This window comes from Actinomyces sp. HPA0247 (assembly GCA_000411415.1).
GTDB lineage: Bacteria > Actinomycetota > Actinomycetes > Actinomycetales > Actinomycetaceae > Pauljensenia.
In genome coordinates this window covers 431,436-452,754 of the sequence record KE150452.1, presented here as the reverse complement: position 1 = coordinate 452,754, position 21,319 = coordinate 431,436, and the positions used below count along the sequence as shown (strand labels likewise).

The following is a 21,319-nucleotide window of genomic DNA, read 5'->3' as shown; positions in this document are numbered from 1 at the left end:
TGGTTGGTTTTTCTGGGCTTTAACGTTTTTGTTTTTGTTCGGAGAGTTTGATCCTGGCTCAGGACGAACGCTGGCGGCGTGCTTAACACATGCAAGTCGAACGCTGAAGCCCAGCTTGCTGGGTGGATGAGTGGCGAACGGGTGAGTAACACGTGAGTAACCTGCCCCCTTCTTTGGGATAACGCCCGGAAACGGGTGCTAATACTGGATATTCACTGATCTTCGCATGGGGGTTGGTGGAAAGGTTTTTTCTGGTGGGGGATGGGCTCGCGGCCTATCAGCTTGTTGGTGGGGTGATGGCCTACCAAGGCTTTGACGGGTAGCCGGCCTGAGAGGGTGACCGGTCACATTGGGACTGAGATACGGCCCAGACTCCTACGGGAGGCAGCAGTGGGGAATATTGCACAATGGGCGAAAGCCTGATGCAGCGACGCCGCGTGAGGGATGACGGCCTTCGGGTTGTAAACCTCTTTCGCTCATGGTCAAGCCGCAGCTTTGGGTTGTGGTGAGGGTAGTGGGTAAAGAAGCGCCGGCTAACTACGTGCCAGCAGCCGCGGTAATACGTAGGGCGCGAGCGTTGTCCGGAATTATTGGGCGTAAAGGGCTTGTAGGCGGTTGGTCGCGTCTGCCGTGAAATCCTCTGGCTTAACTGGGGGCGTGCGGTGGGTACGGGCTGACTTGAGTGCGGTAGGGGAGACTGGAACTCCTGGTGTAGCGGTGGAATGCGCAGATATCAGGAAGAACACCGGTGGCGAAGGCGGGTCTCTGGGCCGTTACTGACGCTGAGGAGCGAAAGCGTGGGGAGCGAACAGGATTAGATACCCTGGTAGTCCACGCTGTAAACGTTGGGCACTAGGTGTGGGGGCCACCCGTGGTTTCTGCGCCGTAGCTAACGCTTTAAGTGCCCCGCCTGGGGAGTACGGCCGCAAGGCTAAAACTCAAAGGAATTGACGGGGGCCCGCACAAGCGGCGGAGCATGCGGATTAATTCGATGCAACGCGAAGAACCTTACCAAGGCTTGACATGCACGGCGACACTGCAGAGATGTGGTGGCATTTAGTTGGTCGTGTGCAGGTGGTGCATGGTTGTCGTCAGCTCGTGTCGTGAGATGTTGGGTTAAGTCCCGCAACGAGCGCAACCCTTGCCCTATGTTGCCAGCACGTGATGGTGGGGACTCGTGGGGGACTGCCGGGGTTAACTCGGAGGAAGGTGGGGATGACGTCAAATCATCATGCCCCTTATGTCTTGGGCTTCACGCATGCTACAATGGTTGGTACAGAGGGTTGCGATACTGTGAGGTGGAGCGAATCCCTTAAAGCCAGTCTCAGTTCGGATTGGGGTCTGCAACTCGACCCCATGAAGGTGGAGTCGCTAGTAATCGCAGATCAGCAACGCTGCGGTGAATACGTTCTCGGGCCTTGTACACACCGCCCGTCACGTCACGAAAGTTGGTAACACCCGAAGCCCATGGCCTAACCGTTTTTGCGGGGGGAGTGGTCGAAGGTGGGATTGGCGATTGGGACGAAGTCGTAACAAGGTAGCCGTACCGGAAGGTGCGGCTGGATCACCTCCTTTCTAGGGAGCCCAGTTTTGTGGGGGACGATCATTGCGCCTGTTGTGGGTGTGTGGTTGTTTTCTTGTGCCTGCATGTGTACGCCACCTGATGTGGGTGGTGGGTGTGGGTGCGTTTCGTGGGTTGGGCATATAAAGTTTTTAGCAGATGAGCACACTGTCGGGTTCACGTTCAACACCGTGTGAGCGTCCGCCGCTTGTTGTGGTGGTTGCCTGCATGCCCGGCCTGGATCGTTTGTGGTTTGGGTGTCTGGGTGTGTGTGGTGGGTTGTTTGTGATTTGTATAGTGGTTGCGAGCATATTTGTTCTGTACTGTTTTTTGTGTTTTGTTTAGTTTTATTGGGCATTCGGTGGATGCCTTGGCATCAAGAGCTGATGAAGGACGTTGCGGCCTGCGATATGCCTCGGGGAGCTGGCGAGCGAGCGTTATTATCCGAGGGTGTCCGAATGGGGGAACCTAACCTGGGTTGTGCTGGGTTACCATCATCTGAACGTGTATAGGGTGGTGGGGGGAACGCGGGGAAGTGAAACATCTCAGTACCCGCAGGAAAAGATATTCCGTGAGTAGTGGCGAGCGAAAGCGGAGGAGGCTAAACCAGATGCGTGTGAGAGGCGGCGGCCGTTGCGTGTTTGGTGTTGTGGGGCCACATCGGATCCTTCTGCCGGGGGGTCGCGCGTGTTGTTGCTGGGAGTTGAACAGTCTGGGATGGCTGACCGTAGAGCGTGAGAGTCGTGTAAGCGGACCGGTGGCAGGGCGTGTGGGTGTGGTACCCGAGTAGCGCGGGACTCGTGAAATCTCGTGTGAATCTGCCAAGACCACTTGGTAAGCCTAAATACTACTTGATGACCGATAGTGCATAGTACCGTGAGGGAATGGTGAAAAGTACCCCGGGAGGGGAGTGAAATAGTACCTGAAACCGTGTGCCTGTAAGCCGTCAGAGCCTTGTGGGGTGATGGCGTGCCTTTTGAAGAATGAGCCTGCGAGTTAGTGATACGTGGCGTGCTTAACCCGTGTGGGGTATGCGTAGCGAAAGCGAGTCTGAAAGATGGCGTTTGTCGCGTGTTCTAGACCCGAAGCGGGGTGATCTACCCATGGTCAGGTTGAAGCAGAGGTAAGACTGTGTGGAGGACCGAACCCACCAGGGTTGAAAACCTGGGGGATGAACTGTGGGTAGGGGTGAAAGGCCAATCAAACTCCGTGATAGCTGGTTCTCCCCGAAATGCATTTAGGTGCAGCGTCGCGTGGTCCCTGGTGGAGGTAGAGCTACTGGATGGCCGATGGGCCCTATGGGTTACTGACGTCAGCCAAACTCCGAATGCCATTAGGTGTAGCGCGGCAGTGAGACTGCGGGGGATAAGCTTCGTAGTCGAGAGGGAAACAGCCCAGATCATCAGCTAAGGCCCCTAAGCGTACGCTAAGTGGGAAAGGATGTGGAGTCGCGGTGACAACCAGGAGGTTGGCTTAGAAGCAGCCATCCTTGAAAGAGTGCGTAATAGCTCACTGGTCAAGTGGTTCTGCGCCGACAATGTAGCGGGGCTCAAGCGTACCGCCGAAGCTGTGGCAACAACACGCAATGCTGGCGCCAGGAACTGGAGTGCTGGTGTGTTGTTGGGTAGGGGAGCGTCCTGCACGAGGTGAAGCCTGGAGGGAACTTCTGGTGGATTGTGTGGGAGTGAGAATGCAGGCATGAGTAACGAATCTGCGGTGAGAATCCGCAGCGCCGATTGACTAAGGGTTCCAGGGCTAGGTTTATCCGCCCTGGGTTAGTCGGGTCCTAAGGCGAGGCCGACAGGCGTAGTCGATGGACAACCAGTTGATATTCTGGTACCGCGTTATGACCGCCCATGCTGAAGTCATTGTGCTAACCAATTTGCTCACGCCGCCACTAAGCCTTCGGGTTTGTTGGTGTGTGTGGGTCTTGGGGCCCCGGTGATTGTAGGCAAGCGTGTTAACAGGGGTGACGCAGACAGGTAGCTGCAGTGCGCCGATGGTTGTGCGTATTTAAGGTTGTGGCCCGCCGCCCAGGTAAATCCGGGGGGCATGGAGGGTGAGAACTGATGAGGGACACACGCGTGTGTGGACTTGTGGTGATCCTATGCTGCCGAGAAAAGCCTCGACGTGAGGGCATAACGCGCCCGTACCCTAAACCGACTCAGGTGGTCAGGTAGAGTATACCGAGGCGTTCGAGTGAATCGTGGTTAAGGAACTCGGCAAAATTCCTCCGTAACTTCGGGATAAGGAGGACCCCGTGACTTCCCCGTGCCTTGCGCGCGGTGTGGGGTTGTGGGGTCGCAGAGAATAGGGAGAAGCGACTGTTTATCAAAAACACAGGTGCGTGCGAAGCCGTAAGGCGATGTATACGCACTGACGCCTGCCCGGTGCTGGAAGGTTAAGAGGAACCGTCAACACTCCTTGTGGGTGTGAAGCGGTGAATTTAAGCCCCAGTAAACGGCGGTGGTAACTATAACCATCCTAAGGTAGCGAAATTCCTTGTCGGGTAAGTTCCGACCTGCACGAATGGCGTAACGACTTCTCCGCTGTCTCAACCGCGAACTCGGTGAAATTGCAGTACGAGTAAAGATGCTCGTTTCGCGCAGAAGGACGGAAAGACCCCGGGACCTTTACTATAGCTTGGTATTGGTGTTCGCTTGGACTTGTGTAGGATAGGTGGGAGACTGTGAAGCTGCCGCGCCAGCGGTGGTGGAGTCGTCGTTGAAATACCATTCTGGTTCAAGCGGTCACCTCAACCTAGACCCGTGATCCGGGTTGGGGACAGTGCCTGGTGGGTAGTTTAACTGGGGCGGTTGCCTCCTAAAATGTAACGGAGGCGCTCAAAGGTTCCCTCAGCCTGGTTGGTAATCAGGTGGCGAGTGCAAGTGTACAAGGGAGCTTGACTGTGAGACCGACGGGTCGAGCAGGTGCGAAAGCAGGAACTAGTGATCCGGCCATGGCACGTGGGTGCGTGGTCGCTCAACGGATAAAAGGTACCCCGGGGATAACAGGCTGATCTTGCCCAAGAGTCCATATCGACGGCATGGTTTGGCACCTCGATGTCGGCTCGTCGCATCCTGGGGCTGGAGTTGGTCCCAAGGGTTGGGCTGTTCGCCCATTAAAGCGGTACGCGAGCTGGGTTCAGAACGTCGTGAGACAGTTCGGTCCCTATCCTCTGTGCGCGCAGGAAACTTGAGAAGGGCCGTCCCTAGTACGAGAGGACCGGGATGGACGAACCTCTGGTGTGCCAGTTGTACCGCCAGGTGCATGGCTGGTTGGCTACGTTCGGAAGGGATAACCGCTGAAAGCATCTAAGCGGGAAGCCTGCTTCAAGATGAGGTTTCCACGCCCCCACTGTGGGGTGAGAGGCCCCCGCCAGACTAGCGGGTTGATAGGCCAGAGGTGGAAGCACCGCGAGGTGCTCGTGAGCCGACTGGTACTAATGGGCCAACACTAAACAACACCCAACACACAAACAACGTTGGGGTGAACAAAAACCAGGCAACGAAACAGCCGCAACCACTATACAAACCACGATCAACCCACACCCCACCAAACACGGTGAGGGGAGTGTTGAACACCAATTCTTGTGGTGGTCATAGCACCGGGGAAACGCCCAGCCTCCATTCCGAACCTGGAAGCTAAGCCCGGCAGCGCCAATGGTACTGCAACCGCCAGGTTGTGGGAGAGTAGGACACCGCCACAACACGCTGATGGGGAGCGGCCAGAAACCTTCGGGTTTCTGGCCGCTCTTCCTATACATTGAATTGCTCGGCTATACGTTCAGTCCCTCGGGTGATTCACGTTATCGATGCCGCCCTCGGCGGTCACTTGGTGCATCGTGGCACCGCGTTCTCCCCGTTTTGCCGGAGGATCGGTGACTCGGGTATCCGTACCTGTCTACCGGGCCCATGCCTCGTCTTAATGCTCCATCCGCATGCAGTTGCATGTCCACCAGATGAAAAAACACACGTCACGGACCAACGTCGCCCTCAAAACGGCATGAGTCGTGCGATGCTATTCCCATGGTCACTTCTGCACATCAACCAGACTCGCCCCACCGACACGGTGGGAAGGACGAGGTTCTTGCTCAACGTATGGCGGCCCATGATCGCCTCGCGCATCAGTCCCAGGTTGTGCTCCGGCTCGGACAGATGCTTCTGTCCTTCGGAGCGAGCGCCTACCGGGTGAAGAAGTCCATGGCGGACGTCGCCCGGGCGGTGGGTATTTCTGAGCATCGCGCGCAGGTCACGTACACCGAGATTATTGCGACGGCGTACGCCAACGGTACATTCCGCACGGAGCTTGCCGAGCAGCGCCTCATGGGCGTGAACGCAGACAAGATCGACCGCATCAATAACTATGTCGCCTCGCTCCACGGCAAGTCCGTGCGCGTTGAGGATGTATCCGACGAGCTTGACAAGATCGCGAAGGTTCCGGGTCTCTACGACTGGTTCTCGAACGCGCTTGCATCGGGCCTTGCGTGTGCGGCCTTCGCGTTCCTCAACGGTGGGGGATGGGTCGAGTGCTCTGCTGTGGCCGTGGCATCGTTCTTCGGCCAGGCGCTGCGTCGTCAGATGCTCGTGCGGCACATGAACCACTTCGGTGTGTGGATGGCTTGCGGTGCTCTTGCTGCGATGATCTACATCCTGTTGGTTGCTCCGGCTCAACATTTCCTTGGCATCGAGTCGACCCACCAGGCGGGCTTTATTTCCGCGCTGCTGTTCCTGGTTCCCGGCTTCCCGCTTGTGACGGGCTTGATCGATCTCGTCCGACAAGACTTCCAGGGCGGCCTCGGGCGCCTGGTATATGTGGCGATGCTTGTCGCGTCTGCGGGTGTGGCTGTGTGGGCGATCTCCGCTATCTTCGGCTGGTCTGTGACCCCCGAGTACGGTGTGTCGCTCGTTCCATGGCTACACTACCTCCTGCGCTTCCTCACGAGCTTCGTCGCGGCATACGGTTTCGCGATGCTCTTTAACTCGCCACAACGCGTGTGTGCGACGGCAGCTATCATCGGTGCCGTCATCAACACCGGCCGTATCGCCTTGCACCTGGAGCTGGGCGTTCCCGCTCCGGCAGCCGTTGGCCTCGCGGCCCTTGCTGCGGGTCTCCTCGCCGTGTTTGTCGCCCGCAGGACACGCTTCTCGCGCGTGACGCTGTCCGTTCCCGCCGTCGTCATCATGATTCCCGGAGTGCCGCTCTACCGAGCGCTCACGTACCTGAACAACCAGCAGATTGACGAGGCACTCGGTGCGCTCTTTACGGTCATGTTCACGATCGTTGCCATCGGTATGGGCCTGGCACTCTCGCGCATGCTCACCGATAAGAACTGGCTTGTCGAAAAGCAAGATCGAGTCCCCAACCTGTGGGAGTACGAGGAGGAGAACGCATGAAGTTCGACATTGAGGCGAGTTTGAAGCCGCCGTCGTTCGAATTCGAGTACGCGATCGACCGCGACGAGATCCGCGCCGTCGGCCGCAACATTGCGATCGTGTGCGTGGCGGCAGTGACCGCTCGAGTGCTCGTCGCGCTCATCCAGCGCTAACGCTCATTCATTGACGAGGCCGTGGCCGGTAAACCGGTCGCGGCCTCGTTGCGCGTTGGTGGAGTTAACAGACGCGCAGGGACCACTACAACGTAATGAGCAGGCGTTGCCCTTGTGGAGGGCGCCGCAGGGCCTGCAGGGCCTGGACGGGCTTCGAGACGACGCGCCGAGCGCAGCTCGCGGCGCGGGCGGCGAGCGGGCGGGCAGGCCATGCGGTGCCCGGAACAAAGGCGACGCCGCGAGGGGCCAGGCGGTGATAGTAAGTAGGGCTGCGTCTTACGATCGAGACCTCGCCACCGCCCACGGGCACCGCAGCCAGGCCTCGGCGGCCATGCGCTGACTTTCATGTGATCGTATTGGTGCTTTCGCGCTTCTCAGAAATTTCGCACGTAATTCCCCTGCGACTGTTTCAAGATATGAACTCAAGGTGTTGAAATTGCAACGTTTTCGGGCGTTGTTGAAAGTTCATGCAATCGAATTACGTGCGACTTTGGGGGAGTAGGTTCTTTCAGGGGCCACTGGCACCCCAGCTGGGCACCCCAGCTGGGTCCTGCAAGCCTCACGGCGCCGTTGGTAGGGACGGCGCTGCCGTGTCGTGGCGCGCCCAGGAGGCGGCGAGAAGGTAGACGAATGGGGCCGACCCAAAAGGGTCGGCCCCATTGTGCCGCGGGATTGAACCCGCAGGAGACGATGCCGTTACATGCCACCCAGGATCTGGGCGACGACGATCTTGCCGACCATCGCGACCGGGTAGACCAGCGCGTAACCGAGAGCCACGCGCGGGTCGGCGTTGGTGCGGCCGTTCGCGAAGGCGAGGACTGCGGGCTGTGTCTGCGCGCCACCGAGCAGACCGGCGAGCTTCGTGCCACCCATCTTGAACACCCACCGCATGGTGCAGTACAGGCCGATCGCCATGATCGAGGTCATGATGACGCCGAGCGCGAAGATTCGGATCCAGTCACCCGAGGTGAAGGCCTCAAGGATCTGGCCGCCGGCCTTTGCGCCAGCCTGCGCGAGGAAGATCAGCAGGCCGAGTTCGGCCATCACCTGGCATGTCGTGAAGGGCAGAGCCGTCGCGATGGGGCCGATGCGGCCGATACGGCCGAAGATGAGGCCGACGATGAGCGTACCGGCCGCGGAACCGATCGAGAAGTACTCGCCGGAGGGGGTCAGGATCGGAAGCTCGCCGATCGCGATACCGAGGGCCATACCGATGCCCAGGGCGATCGGGTTGAGGTCCGTGAGGCCTCGGGACGAGTCACCGAAGAACTTCGTAATCTCGGTCATCTTCGACGTGGGGGCGACGACGCGCACGCGATCACCCTCCTGGAGGACGAGGCCCGGCTCGGCGACCATGTCGACGTCGCCGCGGCGAACGCGCGAAATCGTCGCAGAGAATTCCTTGGCCAGGCCCAGGGACGCAACTGTGCGGCCCGCGATCTTCGGGTTCGAGATCGTCACGCGGCGGAAGTCCAGGTAGGAGCGGTCCTGCATGAGGGAGTGAGAGGATGCGTGACCCAGCTCGGTGGCGGCACGAGCGACGAGCTCGCGGGGGCCGACGACGGTCACGAGGTCACCGGGATCCAGGGTGTCCGACATCTGGGGACGGGTAATCGGGCCGGTTTCGCCGCGACGCAGGCGCGAGAAGGAAACCTTCTCGCCGAGCTTCTCGTAGATGTCCCCGACGAAGGGATGATCGTCGCGCTCGACGCGGATCGTGCGGTTCGACAGGGGAGAGGGGGCGTCCTTGTCATTGCGTCCGTAGTGCAGGGCAGCCATCGATGCGGCTAGCATGCCGATGACGCCAAAGAGGTAGGCGATCGAGTAACCGACCGTTGCGCGGGCGGGATCACCCGAGGCCTCGCCGGCGGCCGCCAGTGCGGGCGTGTTCGTCACCGAACCTGCGAAGGTACCGGCGATGAGTGGAACATCCATCCCCATGGCTTTACCGATGTAGAGACCTGCTGCAGCAGCGATGCCGTAGAAGGCGACCATCGTCAGGATCGGGCCAACCGCGGTCTTGAGGTTGTGGAAGAACGACGCGCCCGAGTTGATGCCGATCGCGAAGGTGAACAGGGTCAGGCCGAGGGTGCCCAGCTGGGGGGTGACTCGCAGCTCGATGTCGTAGGACTGCGCCCACGCAGCCAACGCGATGGCAAAGAAGAGAACGGCGGCAGCGCCGAGGCTAATGCCCTTGATTTTCACATGGCCAAACGCCATGCCTATACCGATGAGAATGAAGAGGAACAGAACTGGCTGCTCGCTCAGAATCTCGAACACCTGGTGCACGATGAAATCTCCGTGTTGTGGATTGTGATATGAGGTATGTATCAATTAAAGCAGCAATACGTGCTGTGTATCTCAGTCCATCGTCCTAGATGGCGCTCACGGTCTCAAGGTCCGCACAATGAGATGGGTAAGGAGCGGAGAGCGCAGGAGAGATACGGTAAAGCCATGCTCGACGTTCGCGGAATTGGAATCCTCGCCCTGGTCATCGTACCCGGGCGTGCGATGCCTGCCGCGTAACGTGAGGATGGATCGCACGCCTAAATCCCCGCATCCGCTACCGGCGGATCTGACGGGGTTTTTTCTTTGAGACGGTCCCAACGATTGAGAGGACGAATGGTGAGCGACACCGCCAACACCACCCGCATGACCGGAGCCGAGGCAATTGTGGCCAGCCTCGAGGCCCTGGGCGTTACCGATGTGTTCGGTATGCCCGGCGGCGCAATTCTTCCCACCTACGACCCGCTGATGGCGTCGACGTCTCTGCGCCACATTCTTGTCCGTCACGAGCAGGGTGCGGGACATGCCGCCGAAGGTTACGCCCTGGCCACCGGGAAGGTTGGCTGCGCGATCGTGACGTCCGGCCCTGGAGCCACCAACGTGCTGACGGCCCTGGGCGATGCCTGCATGGACTCGGTCCCGATCGTCGTGATCTCGGGACAGGTCGGAGCTTCCCTGATTGGCAGCGACGCCTTCCAGGAAGCCGACGTCGTGGGTGCATCGATGCCCATTACGAAGCACTCCTTCCTCGTCACGGATCCCGCGCAGATCCCCGCGCGCCTGGCTGAGGCCTTCCACCTCGCGGCTACCGGTCGCCCCGGCCCCGTTCTCGTGGACATCACCAAGTCCGCGCAGGTCGCCGAGATGGACTTCTCCTGGCCTCCGACCCTGGATCTGCCCGGCTACCGCGTCGCGGACAAGCCGAACATGAAGCAGGTGCGCGCCGCAGCCCGCGCGATCGCCGACGCCCAGGCCCCCGTCCTGTACGTGGGCGGCGGCATCGTCCGCTCCGGCTCCACTGACGCCCTCGCTGAGCTCGTTGAGGTCACGAACGCCCCCGTTGTCACCACGCTGACCGCCCGCGGCGCCTTCCCCGACTCTGATCGCCACAACCTCGGCATGCCCGGCATGCACGGTACCGTGGCCGCCGTCGGTGCCCTCCAACGCGCCGACCTCATCGTGGCGCTAGGTGCCCGCTTCGACGACCGCGTGACCGGGCGCCTCGACTCCTTCGCGCCCCGCGCGACCATCGTGCACATCGACATTGATGCCGCGGAGATCTCCAAGAATCGCCACGCCGACATTCCGATCGTCGCTGACCTGGCGACCGCACTGCCGATCCTCACCCAGGAAATCGCCCAGGCCTCGTCGGACAACAAGGCCGACATCTCCGGATGGTGGCGCTACCTCGACCGTCTGCGCACCAAGTACCCGATCGGATGGGCTGAGCCCGACGACGGTATGATGGCGCCCCAGGAGGTCCTGAAGAAGCTCTCCGAGCGCGTCGGTCCGGACGCGATCTACGTGACGGGCGTGGGGCAGCACCAGATGTGGGCATCTCAGTTCATTACGTTGGACAACCCGCGCAGCTTCATCTCCTCGTGCGGATCCGGCACCATGGGCTACTGCATTCCTGCGGCCATGGGCGCCCAGGTCGGCGCCCCCGACAAGGTCGTGTGGGCGATCGACGGAGACGGCTCCTTCCAGATGACCAACCAGGAACTGGCCACCTGCACGATCAACAACATCCCGATCAAGGTCGCGCTCATCAACAACTCGGTGCTGGGCATGGTGCGCCAGTGGCAGTCCCTGTTCTTCGGCAAGCGCTACTCGAACACGACGCTCAACCCCGTCGAGGGCGAGCAGATCCCCAACTTCGAGATGCTCGCGCAGGCCTACGGCATGGCGGCACGCACCGTGCGCTCCATTGACGAGGTCGACGAGGCCATCGAATGGGCCATGTCGATCAACGATCGCCCCGTCCTCATTGACTTCCGCGTCTCCAAGGACTCGATGGTCTGGCCGATGGTCGCCGCGGGCGTGTCCAACGATGAGATTCGTTACGCCAAGGGCATGGCGCCCGACTGGGAGGTGGAAGACTGATGACGAATCGTCACACTCTGGCCGTGTTGGTCGAGAACAAGCCCGGCGTCCTCACTCGCGTCGCCGCGCTTTTCGCCCGCCGCGCCTTTAATATCAAGTCGCTGACCGTGGGAGAGACCGAACATCCCGAGATCTCCCGCATGACCATCATCGTGGACGCAGACTCCGCGCCCATCGAACAGGTGGTCAAGCAGCTCAACAAGCTCATCAACGTCCTCAAGGTCGTCGAGCTTGAACCCGAAGACTCCGTCGAACGGCGTCTGCTCATGATGAAGGTCCAGGCTGACGAGACCCGTCGCACCTCGGTCCTGCAGATCGTGGACCTGTTCCGCGCACACGTCGTCGACGTGCAACCCGAGTCGGTCGTCATCGAATCGATCGGCTCCCTACCCAAGCTGGAGGCGCTGCTGCGGGCCCTGGAGCCCTACGGCGTCACCGAACTCGTCCAGTCGGGCGCCGTGGCTATCGGCCGCGGGTCGCGCTCGATCACGGATCAACTGAAGGAGAAATGAAAATGGCAGAGATCATCTACGATGACGGCGCAGACCTGTCGCTGATCCAGTCCAAGAAGGTTGCCATCATTGGTTACGGTTCGCAGGGTCACGCTCACGCGCTGAACCTGAAGGATTCCGGAGTTGACGTGGTCGTCGGCCTGCGCCCCGGTTCCTCCTCGTGGGCCAAGGCTGAGGCCGCTGGCCTCGAGGTCAAGGACGTGGCCGAGGCCGTCGCCGAGGGCGACGTCGTCTCCGTGCTGCTGCCCGACCAGGTCCAGCGCTACGTCTACGCCGAGCAGATCGCCCCCAACCTGAAGGAAGGCGCCGCCCTCCTCTTCGCGCACGGCTTCAACATCCGCTACGGCTACATTGAGGTCCCCGCCGGCCACGACGTCATCATGGTCGCCCCCAAGGGCCCCGGCCACAAGGTCCGCGAGACCTACGTGCAGGGCAAGGGCACCCCGGACGTCGTCGCCGTTGAGGTGGACGCTTCCGGCAAGGCTTGGGAGCTGGCCCTGTCCTACGCGAAGGGCATCGGCGGCACCCGCGCCGGCGTCATCAAGACGACCTTCACCGAGGAGACCGAGACCGACCTGTTCGGCGAGCAGGCTGTCCTGTGCGGTGGCGTCTCCCACCTGATCCAGGCCGGCTTCGAGACCCTGGTCGAGGCTGGCTACCAGCCTGAGATCGCCTACTTCGAGGTCTGCCACGAGATGAAGCAGATCGTCGACCTCATCAACGAGGGTGGTATCACCAAGCAGCGCTGGTCCTGCTCCGACACCGCTGAGTACGGCGACTACGTCTCCGGCCCGCGCGTCATTGGCGAGTCCTCCAAGGAGGCTATGAAGGCTGTTCTGGCCGACATCCAGGACGGCACCTTCGCCCGCAAGTTCATCGCCGATCAGGATAACGGCGCCCTCGAGTTCAAGGCGCTGCGCGCCGAGGAAGAGGCTCACCCGATCGAGAAGACCGGCCAGAAGCTGCGCAAGGCCTTCGGCTGGACCGACTCTGACGAGGACTACACCGAGGGCAGCGCCGCGCGCTGATCTCGCTGTCCTTCTCGGATAGACCAAGCTCCGGCCTCGTTCCCACGTGGGACGAGGCCGGAGCTGTTTGATGTCGAAAGGTGCGGGGACGCCAGGATGCGTTCCTGCGACGTTTAGTTCGCCGGTGCTTCGTCAGCCCCGTTTGTCCATGGGAGGGAGGCGGGGGAGAGCGCGTCAGCGTTCGAGACTGTGGAAATCGGTGCGACGATCACGAGGGAGGCGACGGCGGCCGAGGCAACGCGTGTCAGAGTTCGACGGGAGGGGCGCAAGGTGTGTCCTTCGTACGGCAAGGATGATTGACAGCTCTAGTTTATCAGTAACTAGATTCTTGGCAAGTGTGCGTGCTGTGTGCTAGTCCATGCTGTCAGGTGTGAAGAAACGGGTCCATGAGCTTCGCGGTGTTCCTAGTCTGATGGTGTAGGGCTTGCGGAGGGGGGTAATCGTGCAGCTCAGAATCCTGTTCGTCATCAATGACCTCTATACGCGTGGGAACGGACTCGCCGCGTCCGCTCGTCGCACCATCGCTCTGTTGCGTGAGCGAGGGCATGATGTGCGTGTGTTGTCCGCGCCGCCGCTCGATGGTGATGATTGCGGTATTGGCGCCCCTGACTATCCGCTCCCGTATCTTCGCGTTCCGCTTGTGGCGCCTCTGATTGCCTCGCAGGGCTACGCCCTCGCTCGGTCGGATCGGCGCCAGATTGATCGAGCGCTCAGCTGGGCAGATGTGGTCCACCTGGAGGAGCCTTTCATGCTGCAGGCCGTGGTTGCTCGGCGTGCGCGCGATCGTGGCGTGCCTGCGATGGCGACCTACCACATTCATCCCGAAAATCTCACGGCCACCGTCTATCTCGATCGTTGCGCTGTTCTGAATCGTGCGATTCTCCGGCTGTGGAAGTGCTTCATTTTCGATCGGTGCGGCGCGCTCCAGTGCCCTTCAGAATCGGTATGGAGGCGGGTCTCCTCGTTAGGGCTTTCTCCGCGGCTGTTTGTTCTCTCTAATGGTGTCCCGCTGGGTGGTGTGAGCGTTGGATGTGGGGGCAGGAAGGAAGAGTTGTCCGTTGTGCGTCTGCTGTCAATCGGGCGCTTTTCGCGCGAGAAAGATCAGGCGACGATTCTGCGGGCGCTTCGCTTCAGTTCTCATGCTCGCTCCATCGAGCTGACCCTGGCGGGGCGGGGTCCGACCGAGCGGCAGCTGCGGGCCCAGGCGGATCGTCTCGTGCGCGATGGTGTGATCGCACATCCTGTTCGCTTTGCTTTTATGGACGCGGGGGAGATGGCTCGGGCCTCGGAGCGCTCTGATCTCTATGTGCACGCGGCTCGGATCGAGGTGGAGGGACTCGGCGCTCTTGAGGCGCTGCGTCACGGCGTGGTCCCCGTTCTCGCGCGTGGTCCTCTGACGGCAACCAGTCAGTTTGCGCTGACGGAGGAGAGTGTGTTCGAGGCGGGGAATCCGCGCTCGCTCGCGCGCGTCATTGATGCGTGGATTGACCGAGGGGGCGAGGCGCGTCGAGCTGAGGCTGTGAGATATCGGGGTGTGGAAGCTCAGTATGACATCCGTGTCTGTGTTCGTGAGTTGGAGCGTGTCTATGGCTGGTTGGTCGGCGGGGGAGAATTCCCAGGTGCTCAGCCTGACAGGTGAACACCGATCCTCGAAGTTGTGGGGTAATTATCCTAGACGTTGATAAAAATATCTGTAGTATAACTGGTTAGTCAGCATCCAAATTTGTATGATGAATCTCGTGGAGAGTGAGTCATGACTCACTGCCCGCTGATTGACAACTCATCTCGGAAGGACCAACGATGACCCTCCGCCACTACGGGCGTGCCCTCGCGGCAGCCTCGGGAGCCGTGCTGCTGTGCGCGACTCTCTCGGTTCCCGCGCTCGCCACCCCAACCAGTGACACCGGTGCAGCAACCCCGGTGACGGCCTCGGTAACCGACGAAGGTTCGGCCCCCATCACCGTCACTGTGGCGCGCACCGACTCCCACGGAGACAAGGTGTACGAAGGTGACCTCATCACCATCACCGTCACCTACACCAACAACACAGACAGTGCTCTGACCGTCTTCCCGGTGGCCTCGAACCTGTCCGGCGTGCTGACCACTGGCGCCCCCAACTGCCGCTGGCACAACCTCGCTGCGCACACCACCAAGCAGTGCACGACCGCGACACACACCGTGACCGCCGACGACGTCGCGGCCGGAACCTTCACCCCGATGACCACGTGGGCCGCCACCCGCGACCGCAACGGTACAGACGTCATCGCCGGTGACATCACCGCGAACGCTGACACCGTGACCGTCGCCCAGGGCGAGCGCCCGCCGGCTCCGGACCCGCTGGAGACCCCGCACGACTACGCGATCGGCGAGAAGGTTCGCCTCGCGTCCCCCGGCCTGGCCGGCTTCAGCTGCCACCGCATCCCCGCGCTGACCACCGCCAACAACGGCTGGATCATCGCCGCGTGGGACGGGCGCCCCAACACCTGCCAGGACGCGCCCCAGGCTAACTCCATCGTCTACCGCATCTCGAAGGACGGTGGCAAGTCCTGGACCCCGATCCAGACCGCCCTCGCAGGCACCCCCGGCGCGGAGAAAGTCGGTTACTCCGATCCCTCCTTCGTTGTCGACCGCAGCACAGGAACGATCTTCCTGTTCTCGGTCAAGTCCTACGACGCCGGACTCTTCCAGTCCCAGCTGGGCACCGACCCCGCAGCGCGTAACATCCTGCACGCCCACGTCGTCGAATCCCATGACAACGGCGAGACCTGGGTCAACCCCCGCACCATCACCGACCAGGTGACCGCAGGCCACACCGACCAGTGGTTCACGCGCTTCGCCTCCTCCGGTGAAGGAATCCAGCTTCGCTACGGTGCCCACGCCGGTCGCCTCATCCAGCAGTACGCCGTTGCCAACTCCGGCACCACCTCGCTCATGGCCGTCTCCGTCTACTCCGACGACCACGGCGCGACCTGGAAGCCCGGCGCGCCCACCGAGAGCAGCGCCGACGAGAACAAGGTTGTCGAGCTCTCCGATGGGCGCCTCCTCCTCAACTCTCGCACGCAGGGAACCGCGGGCCAGCGCCTCGAGGCTATCTCCTACGACGGTGGACAGACCTGGGGCCCGTTCCGCCACAACTGGGATCTGACCGACCCGCGTAACAACGCCTCCATCGTGCGCGCCTACCCGGACGCCCCCGAGGGCTCCGCGCGCGCCCGCGTCCTGCTCTTCTCCAACGCCGACTCGTCCAGCGCCCGCGCCAATGGCACCATCCGCGTCTCCTACGACGACGGCTTCACCTGGAACGACGGCACGGTCTTCGAGAGTGGCGAGATGGCCTACTCGACGCTGCATCCCCTCGGGGATGGCACCTGGGGCCTGCTGTACGAGTCCGGCGGCTACAAGAACATCGAGTTCATGCGCGTCGACGCATCCTACCTCGGCCTGACCGATCCCGGCGAAGAGCCCGCGCCTGAACCGACTCCGGACCCGCAGCCTGCACCCGACCCGCAGCCCGCACCCGACCCGCAGCCCGCGCCTGATCCGACCCCGGATCCACAGCCTGCGCCTGAACCTGCGCCCGCTGTCACCCCCGCGCACTGGGTCAACACCGGAAACGGCTGGAAGTGGCAGCTGGAAGACTCCAGCTACGCGACGAACCAGACGATCACGATCGGCGAGGCCACCTACCGCTTCGGCGCAGACGGCATGATGGTCACCGGCTGGGATAACCAGGGCGGCGTGTGGAGCTACTACAACGCCTACGGTGCCCGAGTGAGCGGCTGGATCCATGATGGGGCCTGGTACTACCTCGATCCCACGACCGGAGCGATGGCGACCGGATGGGCGCAGGTCGGCGGTACCTGGTACCTCTTCAATGCCTCGGGTGCGATGCTCACCGGTTGGCAGTACGCCGGTAGCTGGTACTACCTGGCCCCCTCGGGAGCCATGCTCACCGGCTGGCAGCACATCGGTTCCACCTGGTACTACTTCGCGGGTGACGGCCACATGGTCACCGGCTGGCAGTCGGTCGACGGCCGTTGGTATTTCTTCGCTCCCTCGGGTGCGTGGATCTGATCCGTCCAACCGAGCCGGGGTCGGGGGAGCGTGCATGCCCTCCCGGCCCCGGCCTCGTCTATGGGAGACGTCACCTGGAAAACGGCCCACGTGGTGGAACGATTCCGCCGCGGGGCGCTCGGGCGGGGGAAGATGGAGCCATGACACTGAACATCGCAGTAATCCCTGGCGACGGTATCGGCAAGGAAATCGTCCCCGAAGGCCTCAAAGTCCTGGACCGTGTCCTGGCGGATAAGGGCGTCGACTACTCCACGACCCACTTCGATCTGGGTGCGCAGCGCTGGCATGCGACCGGCGACACCCTCACCGACGAGGATCTTGAGGCCATCAAGCGCCACGACGTCATCCTCCTGGGTGCGGTCGGCGACCCCTCCGTCCCCTCCGGCGTCCTTGAGCGAGGGCTGCTGCTCAAGCTGCGCTTCGCCCTCGACCACTATGTGAACCTGCGTCCCTCCAAGTACTACGAGGGTGTTCCCAGCCCCCTGGCCAACCCCGGCGACATCGACTTTGTTGTCGTGCGCGAAGGTACCGAGGGTCTCTACTGCGGTAACGGTGGCGCCGTTCGCGTCGGCACCCCGCACGAGATCGCAACCGAGGTCAGCGTCAACACCGCCTACGGTGTCGAGCGCGTCGTTCGCTACGCCTTCGAGGCGGCCGCCTCACGCAAGAAGCACCTCACCCTCGTCCACAAGCACAACGTCCTGGTGAACGCCGGACACATGTGGCGTCGCATCGTCGACGAGGTGGGGGAGGAGTATCCCGAGGTGCGCGTCGATTACTGCCACATCGATGCTGCCACCATCTACATGGTCACCGACCCCGCGCGCTTTGACGTCATCGTCACCGACAACCTGTTCGGTGACATCCTCACCGACGAGGCCGGAGCCGTGACCGGTGGTATCGGATTGAGCGCGTCCGGCAACCTCAACCCCTCGCGAGAGTACCCCTCCATGTTCGAGCCCGTGCACGGCTCTGCCCCCGACATTGCGGGCCAGGGCAAGGCAGATCCGACCGCGACCATCTCCTCGGTCGCGCTGATGCTCGACTTCATGGGCTACGCCGAGGAAGCCGCGCGCGTGCGCGCCGCGATCGATGCCGACATGGCAGCGCGCGCGCAGGCGGCGGCGAGCGGTCACCCGCTCGTGCGCTCCACCTCGCAGATCGGCGATGACATCGCGGCTAGGGTCTGAGACTCACGCGAAACACGAGGGCCGCTCCCCGGGATGGGGGAGCGGCCCTCGTGCCTGTATGGAAGCGCCCGTGAGGCGAGGAGCTCGCTGTCAGCGCGTGCCGATGAGGGCGGGCAGGGACGTGCGAGGAGCCCACTGCTGGATGTCTGCGAGCGCGGCGCTGGCCCCGGCCGCACGCACATCGGAGGAGCTGCTGGCCAGCATGGCGGAGTCCGCCGCGAGCAGGTTTGATGCCAGGGAGGGTGCATCGAGGAAACCAAGTGTGCAGCGAGGCGTTCGCGTGTCGGCAGCTCCGGCACGCAGTGCGACATCGGCGCGCGCGAGGAGCTCGCCCGACACGGCGTATGCGTCACTCAGCGTGCCCGCACTCACCTGCGCCTGAGGGAGGGTTGACGCCGTGCAATCCCAGGTAGCGACTGCACTCGACAGCTCCTGAGAGGATGCCAGATCCTTGCCCGAGGGGGCGAAGGACGCTGATATTCCCGGCGCGTCGAAAAGATCGATTGACCAGGTCTGGACTCCCTGACGCGAGGCCGCATTCACGCGGTCGTTGACAAGGAGCGCTTGGTCTAGCCCCGCATCCAGGTCAATGCCATACGCCTGGGCAATAGTGACCGCGCTCGCGTAACGGCCTAATGCCGCAGCTGAGAGGGTGCGGGCCTCCTCGGCGCTCGTGCGATTCGTGTCGGCAGCGATCTCCAGATCGCGTGTTGCTGTGCGGGCTAGCCACGCGACGAACGCCGACACGTCGGTGGGTGCCTCGGACACGGCGGCGGGGGCAGAGGCACCCTCGGGCGGGGTTCCGCCCCACGGGTCCCACAGGCCACCCAGTGCCTCAAGGCGCTCGTGTGACGCCGAGGCGACGGCGCGCAGAGCTGCCGAACAGGACGCGCAGTCCGTCGCGACCTCGGCGAGCTGGGTCGCCCGATCAGAAGCCGCCGACTCCGTACGCGCCGCTTGGTCGCGCACGGCGGCGAATCCAGTCAGGGTGGGCAGAGAAGACGACGAGCACGCGGATAGCGCGAGGACCGCCACCCCAGTCGCGACGAGGCCGGGGAAGCGGCGTGTGGTCAAAGTCAGTTTTGCGAAACGCACACCCGCATCATCCCACACCCCCGGGTAGGATAGGGAACTGACCCGCGTACGCGAGAGAAAGATAGGCGCATATGGCATCGTCCACGTCAGATGGACCGCTCGAGGAGCTGCTGGCTCCCGTGGTCGAACAGTCGGGACTGGAACTGGACTCAGTGACCCGCTCACGCTCCGACGCGATGCCGCTCCTGCGGGTCATCGTCGAAGCGCCGATCGGCGCCGACGGAATCGACTCCGACACGCTCGCCGACGTATCCCGCGCCGTGTCGAAAGCATTGGACGCCGCAGATCCGATCGACGGCGAGTACCTGCTGGAGGTGTCCACACCGGGGGCCGAACGCGAACTGACGAAAGTCGGGCACTGGATGCGCCAGATCGGACGCCTCGTGCGCATCAAGCTGCGCGCCGGTGGATATGTTTCCGGACGCGTCGTTGCGGCTGACGAGACCAGCGCAACGATCGATGTCGACGGTGAAACGACTACCATTGACTATTCTGACATGAGGAAGGCGCGCTCCCGCGTCGACTTTGGAACGGGGAAGTAGGAGACCATGGAAATCGATATGACCGCTCTGCGGATGGTGGAAAACGAGAAGGGCGTCAGCCTCGAAACCCTCGTTGACGCCATCGAAGAAGCCCTGCTCAAGGCGTACCACAACCTGCCCGGAGCCATCTCCCAGGCCCGCATCGAAATCGACAAGAAGACCGGACGCGTCACCGTCATGGCCATGGACGAGGACGAAGACGGCAACCCCATCGGCGAGTTCGATGACACCCCGAAGAACTTCGGTCGCATCGCCCAGTCGACCGCGCGCTCCGTCATCATGCAGCGCCTGCGCGACGCCGACGACCAGCGCGTGTTCGGCGACTTCGCGGGACGCGAAGGGCAGGTCATCACGGGCACCGTCCAGGCTCCGCGCCCTGGACGCCCCACAATGGTCCAGGTCTCCGACGACTTTGAGGCCGTCCTGCCTGACGGGGAAAAGGTCCCCGGCGAGTCCTACCGCCACGGTGACCGCATCCGCGCCTACGTCGTGGGCGTTGAGCGCACCGAGCGCGGTCCGCGCATCACCCTGTCGCGCACCCACCCCAACCTCGTCGCCGGTCTCTTCCAGCGTGAGGTTCCCGAGATCCAGCAGGGCCTCGTCAAGATCAAGGCGATTGCCCGCGAGGCCGGACACCGCACGAAGATCGCCGTGGCCGCTACGCGCGAGGGCATCAACGCCAAGGGTGCTTGCATCGGTCCGATGGGCGCACGCGTACGTTCCGTCATGGCCGAACTCGGCGGGGAGAAGATCGACATCGTCGACTACTCCGACGATCCGGCGCGTTTCGTTGCAAACTCGCTGTCGCCCGCCCGCGTCACCCGCGTCGTCGTCCACTCCGTGGATAACCGCACTGCGACGGCCATCGTTCCGGACTTCCAGCTCTCCCTCGCGATCGGCAAGGAAGGTCAGAACGCTCGCCTCGCCGCGCGCCTGACGAACTACCACATCGACATCCACGCCGACACGGAAACCGGCGACGACGCGATCGTGTCGCGCGTCTCCACCCCCGATGACGTGACAAGTCGCTCATAGTTTCTCAGACGAGCAATCCCCTAGCTGGACTAAGCTAGGGAATTGTGTCGTATTCTGTGCCGCCAGTGCCCACCTCCGGGCCCCAGCGCACCTGCATTGGATGCGGCGCACACGCGCATCGAACCGCACTCGTACGGATCGTGCGCTCGCCAGACGGATCGATTCACCTCGATCCGGCGGCGACTCTTCCAGGCCGAGGCGCCTGGGTTCACCCCGATGCGGAGTGTATCCAGACAGCCCGAGTCAGACGCGGCCTCGCGCGTGCATTCCGAACGGGAAACGTTCCGGAGGACGTGTGGGACGACGTGGAGGAGTTGATCAACCACCAGTGATGGCCACGCGCCA

Annotated in this window: 13 protein-coding genes and 3 rRNA genes; 14 read left to right on the top strand and 2 right to left on the bottom strand. The window is 62.4% G+C overall.

What is annotated here, in order from left to right; genetic code table 11:
- The first annotated feature begins 35 nt into the window (after positions 1-35).
- From HMPREF1478_RS10050 to HMPREF1478_RS10745, 5 genes are all read left to right on the top strand, one after another.
- Positions 36-1,575: ribosomal RNA gene (locus tag HMPREF1478_RS10050) — 16S ribosomal RNA — on the top strand.
- 324 nt (positions 1,576-1,899) lie between these two features.
- Positions 1,900-5,026: ribosomal RNA gene (locus tag HMPREF1478_RS10045) — 23S ribosomal RNA — on the top strand.
- A gap of 126 nt (positions 5,027-5,152) precedes the next feature.
- Positions 5,153-5,270 (top strand): 5S ribosomal RNA (gene rrf, locus HMPREF1478_RS10040).
- Together the 16S, 23S and 5S rRNA genes form the textbook arrangement of a ribosomal RNA operon.
- Positions 5,271-5,661: 391 nt before the next feature.
- A complete protein-coding gene (locus HMPREF1478_RS10035) occupies positions 5,662-6,957 on the top strand; it encodes a threonine/serine exporter family protein (protein WP_016461955.1) in 1,296 nt (431 codons plus the stop codon).
- Entirely contained in the window at positions 6,954-7,109 is a 156-nt protein-coding gene (locus HMPREF1478_RS10745; protein WP_016461954.1) for a hypothetical protein, read from the top strand. The genes HMPREF1478_RS10035 and HMPREF1478_RS10745 overlap by 4 nt, the downstream gene beginning before the upstream one ends.
- A 696-nt stretch (positions 7,110-7,805) precedes the next feature.
- Here the strand turns inward: HMPREF1478_RS10745 and HMPREF1478_RS10025 are convergent.
- A complete protein-coding gene (locus HMPREF1478_RS10025; protein ID WP_016461953.1) occupies positions 7,806-9,398 on the bottom strand; it encodes an aspartate:alanine exchanger family transporter in 1,593 nt (530 codons plus the stop codon).
- Positions 9,399-9,731: 333 nt separating this feature from the next.
- Between HMPREF1478_RS10025 and HMPREF1478_RS10020 the strand changes: the two genes are divergently transcribed.
- The 6 genes from HMPREF1478_RS10020 to HMPREF1478_RS09990 all read left to right on the top strand — a co-directional run bounded on the left by HMPREF1478_RS10020 (position 9,732) and on the right by HMPREF1478_RS09990 (position 18,302).
- A complete protein-coding gene (locus HMPREF1478_RS10020) occupies positions 9,732-11,498 on the top strand; it encodes an acetolactate synthase large subunit (RefSeq protein ID WP_016461952.1) in 1,767 nt (588 codons plus the stop codon).
- Positions 11,498-12,010 carry an acetolactate synthase small subunit gene (gene ilvN, locus HMPREF1478_RS10015; protein ID WP_016461951.1) on the top strand — a complete coding sequence of 171 codons (513 nt, stop codon included), beginning with the start codon at positions 11,498-11,500 and terminating at the stop codon, positions 12,008-12,010. Before HMPREF1478_RS10020 ends, ilvN begins: the two co-directional genes overlap by 1 nt.
- 2 nt (positions 12,011-12,012) lie before the next feature.
- The gene (gene ilvC / locus HMPREF1478_RS10010; RefSeq protein ID WP_009056685.1) at positions 12,013-13,038 is read left to right on the top strand and encodes a ketol-acid reductoisomerase; all 1,026 of its coding nucleotides are present in this window, start codon (positions 12,013-12,015) and stop codon (positions 13,036-13,038) included.
- A 442-nt stretch (positions 13,039-13,480) separates the two neighbouring features.
- Positions 13,481-14,677, top strand: a complete 1,197-nt coding sequence (locus tag HMPREF1478_RS10130; RefSeq protein WP_016461950.1) for a glycosyltransferase — start codon at positions 13,481-13,483, stop codon at positions 14,675-14,677.
- Positions 14,678-14,838: 161 nt separating this feature from the next.
- Positions 14,839-17,112, top strand: a complete 2,274-nt coding sequence (locus HMPREF1478_RS09995) for an exo-alpha-sialidase (protein WP_016461949.1) — start codon at positions 14,839-14,841, stop codon at positions 17,110-17,112.
- A gap of 140 nt (positions 17,113-17,252) precedes the next feature.
- Positions 17,253-18,302, top strand: a complete 1,050-nt coding sequence (locus tag HMPREF1478_RS09990; protein ID WP_016461948.1) for a 3-isopropylmalate dehydrogenase — start codon at positions 17,253-17,255, stop codon at positions 18,300-18,302.
- A 90-nt stretch (positions 18,303-18,392) separates the two neighbouring features.
- On the opposite strand, the gene HMPREF1478_RS09985 is transcribed toward HMPREF1478_RS09990, so the two are convergent.
- Positions 18,393-19,397, bottom strand: a complete 1,005-nt coding sequence (locus HMPREF1478_RS09985) for a hypothetical protein (RefSeq protein WP_016461947.1) — start codon at positions 19,395-19,397, stop codon at positions 18,393-18,395.
- Positions 19,398-19,468: 71 nt separating this feature from the next.
- Between HMPREF1478_RS09985 and rimP the strand changes: the two genes are divergently transcribed.
- From rimP to HMPREF1478_RS10475, 3 genes are read left to right on the top strand one after another with little or no spacing between them, the layout of a single operon-like run.
- Complete coding sequence (gene rimP / locus HMPREF1478_RS09980) at positions 19,469-19,939, top strand: ribosome maturation factor RimP (RefSeq protein ID WP_016461946.1); 471 nt, start codon at positions 19,469-19,471, stop codon at positions 19,937-19,939.
- A 6-nt stretch (positions 19,940-19,945) separates the two neighbouring features.
- Positions 19,946-20,974 carry a transcription termination factor NusA gene (nusA, locus tag HMPREF1478_RS09975; RefSeq protein ID WP_016461945.1) on the top strand — a complete coding sequence of 343 codons (1,029 nt, stop codon included), beginning with the start codon at positions 19,946-19,948 and terminating at the stop codon, positions 20,972-20,974.
- Between the two features lie 44 nt (positions 20,975-21,018).
- Positions 21,019-21,306 (top strand): YlxR family protein, encoded by a 288-nt coding sequence (locus HMPREF1478_RS10475; protein WP_353579753.1) that lies wholly within the window; start codon positions 21,019-21,021, stop codon positions 21,304-21,306.
- The last annotated feature ends 13 nt before the right edge of the window (positions 21,307-21,319 follow it).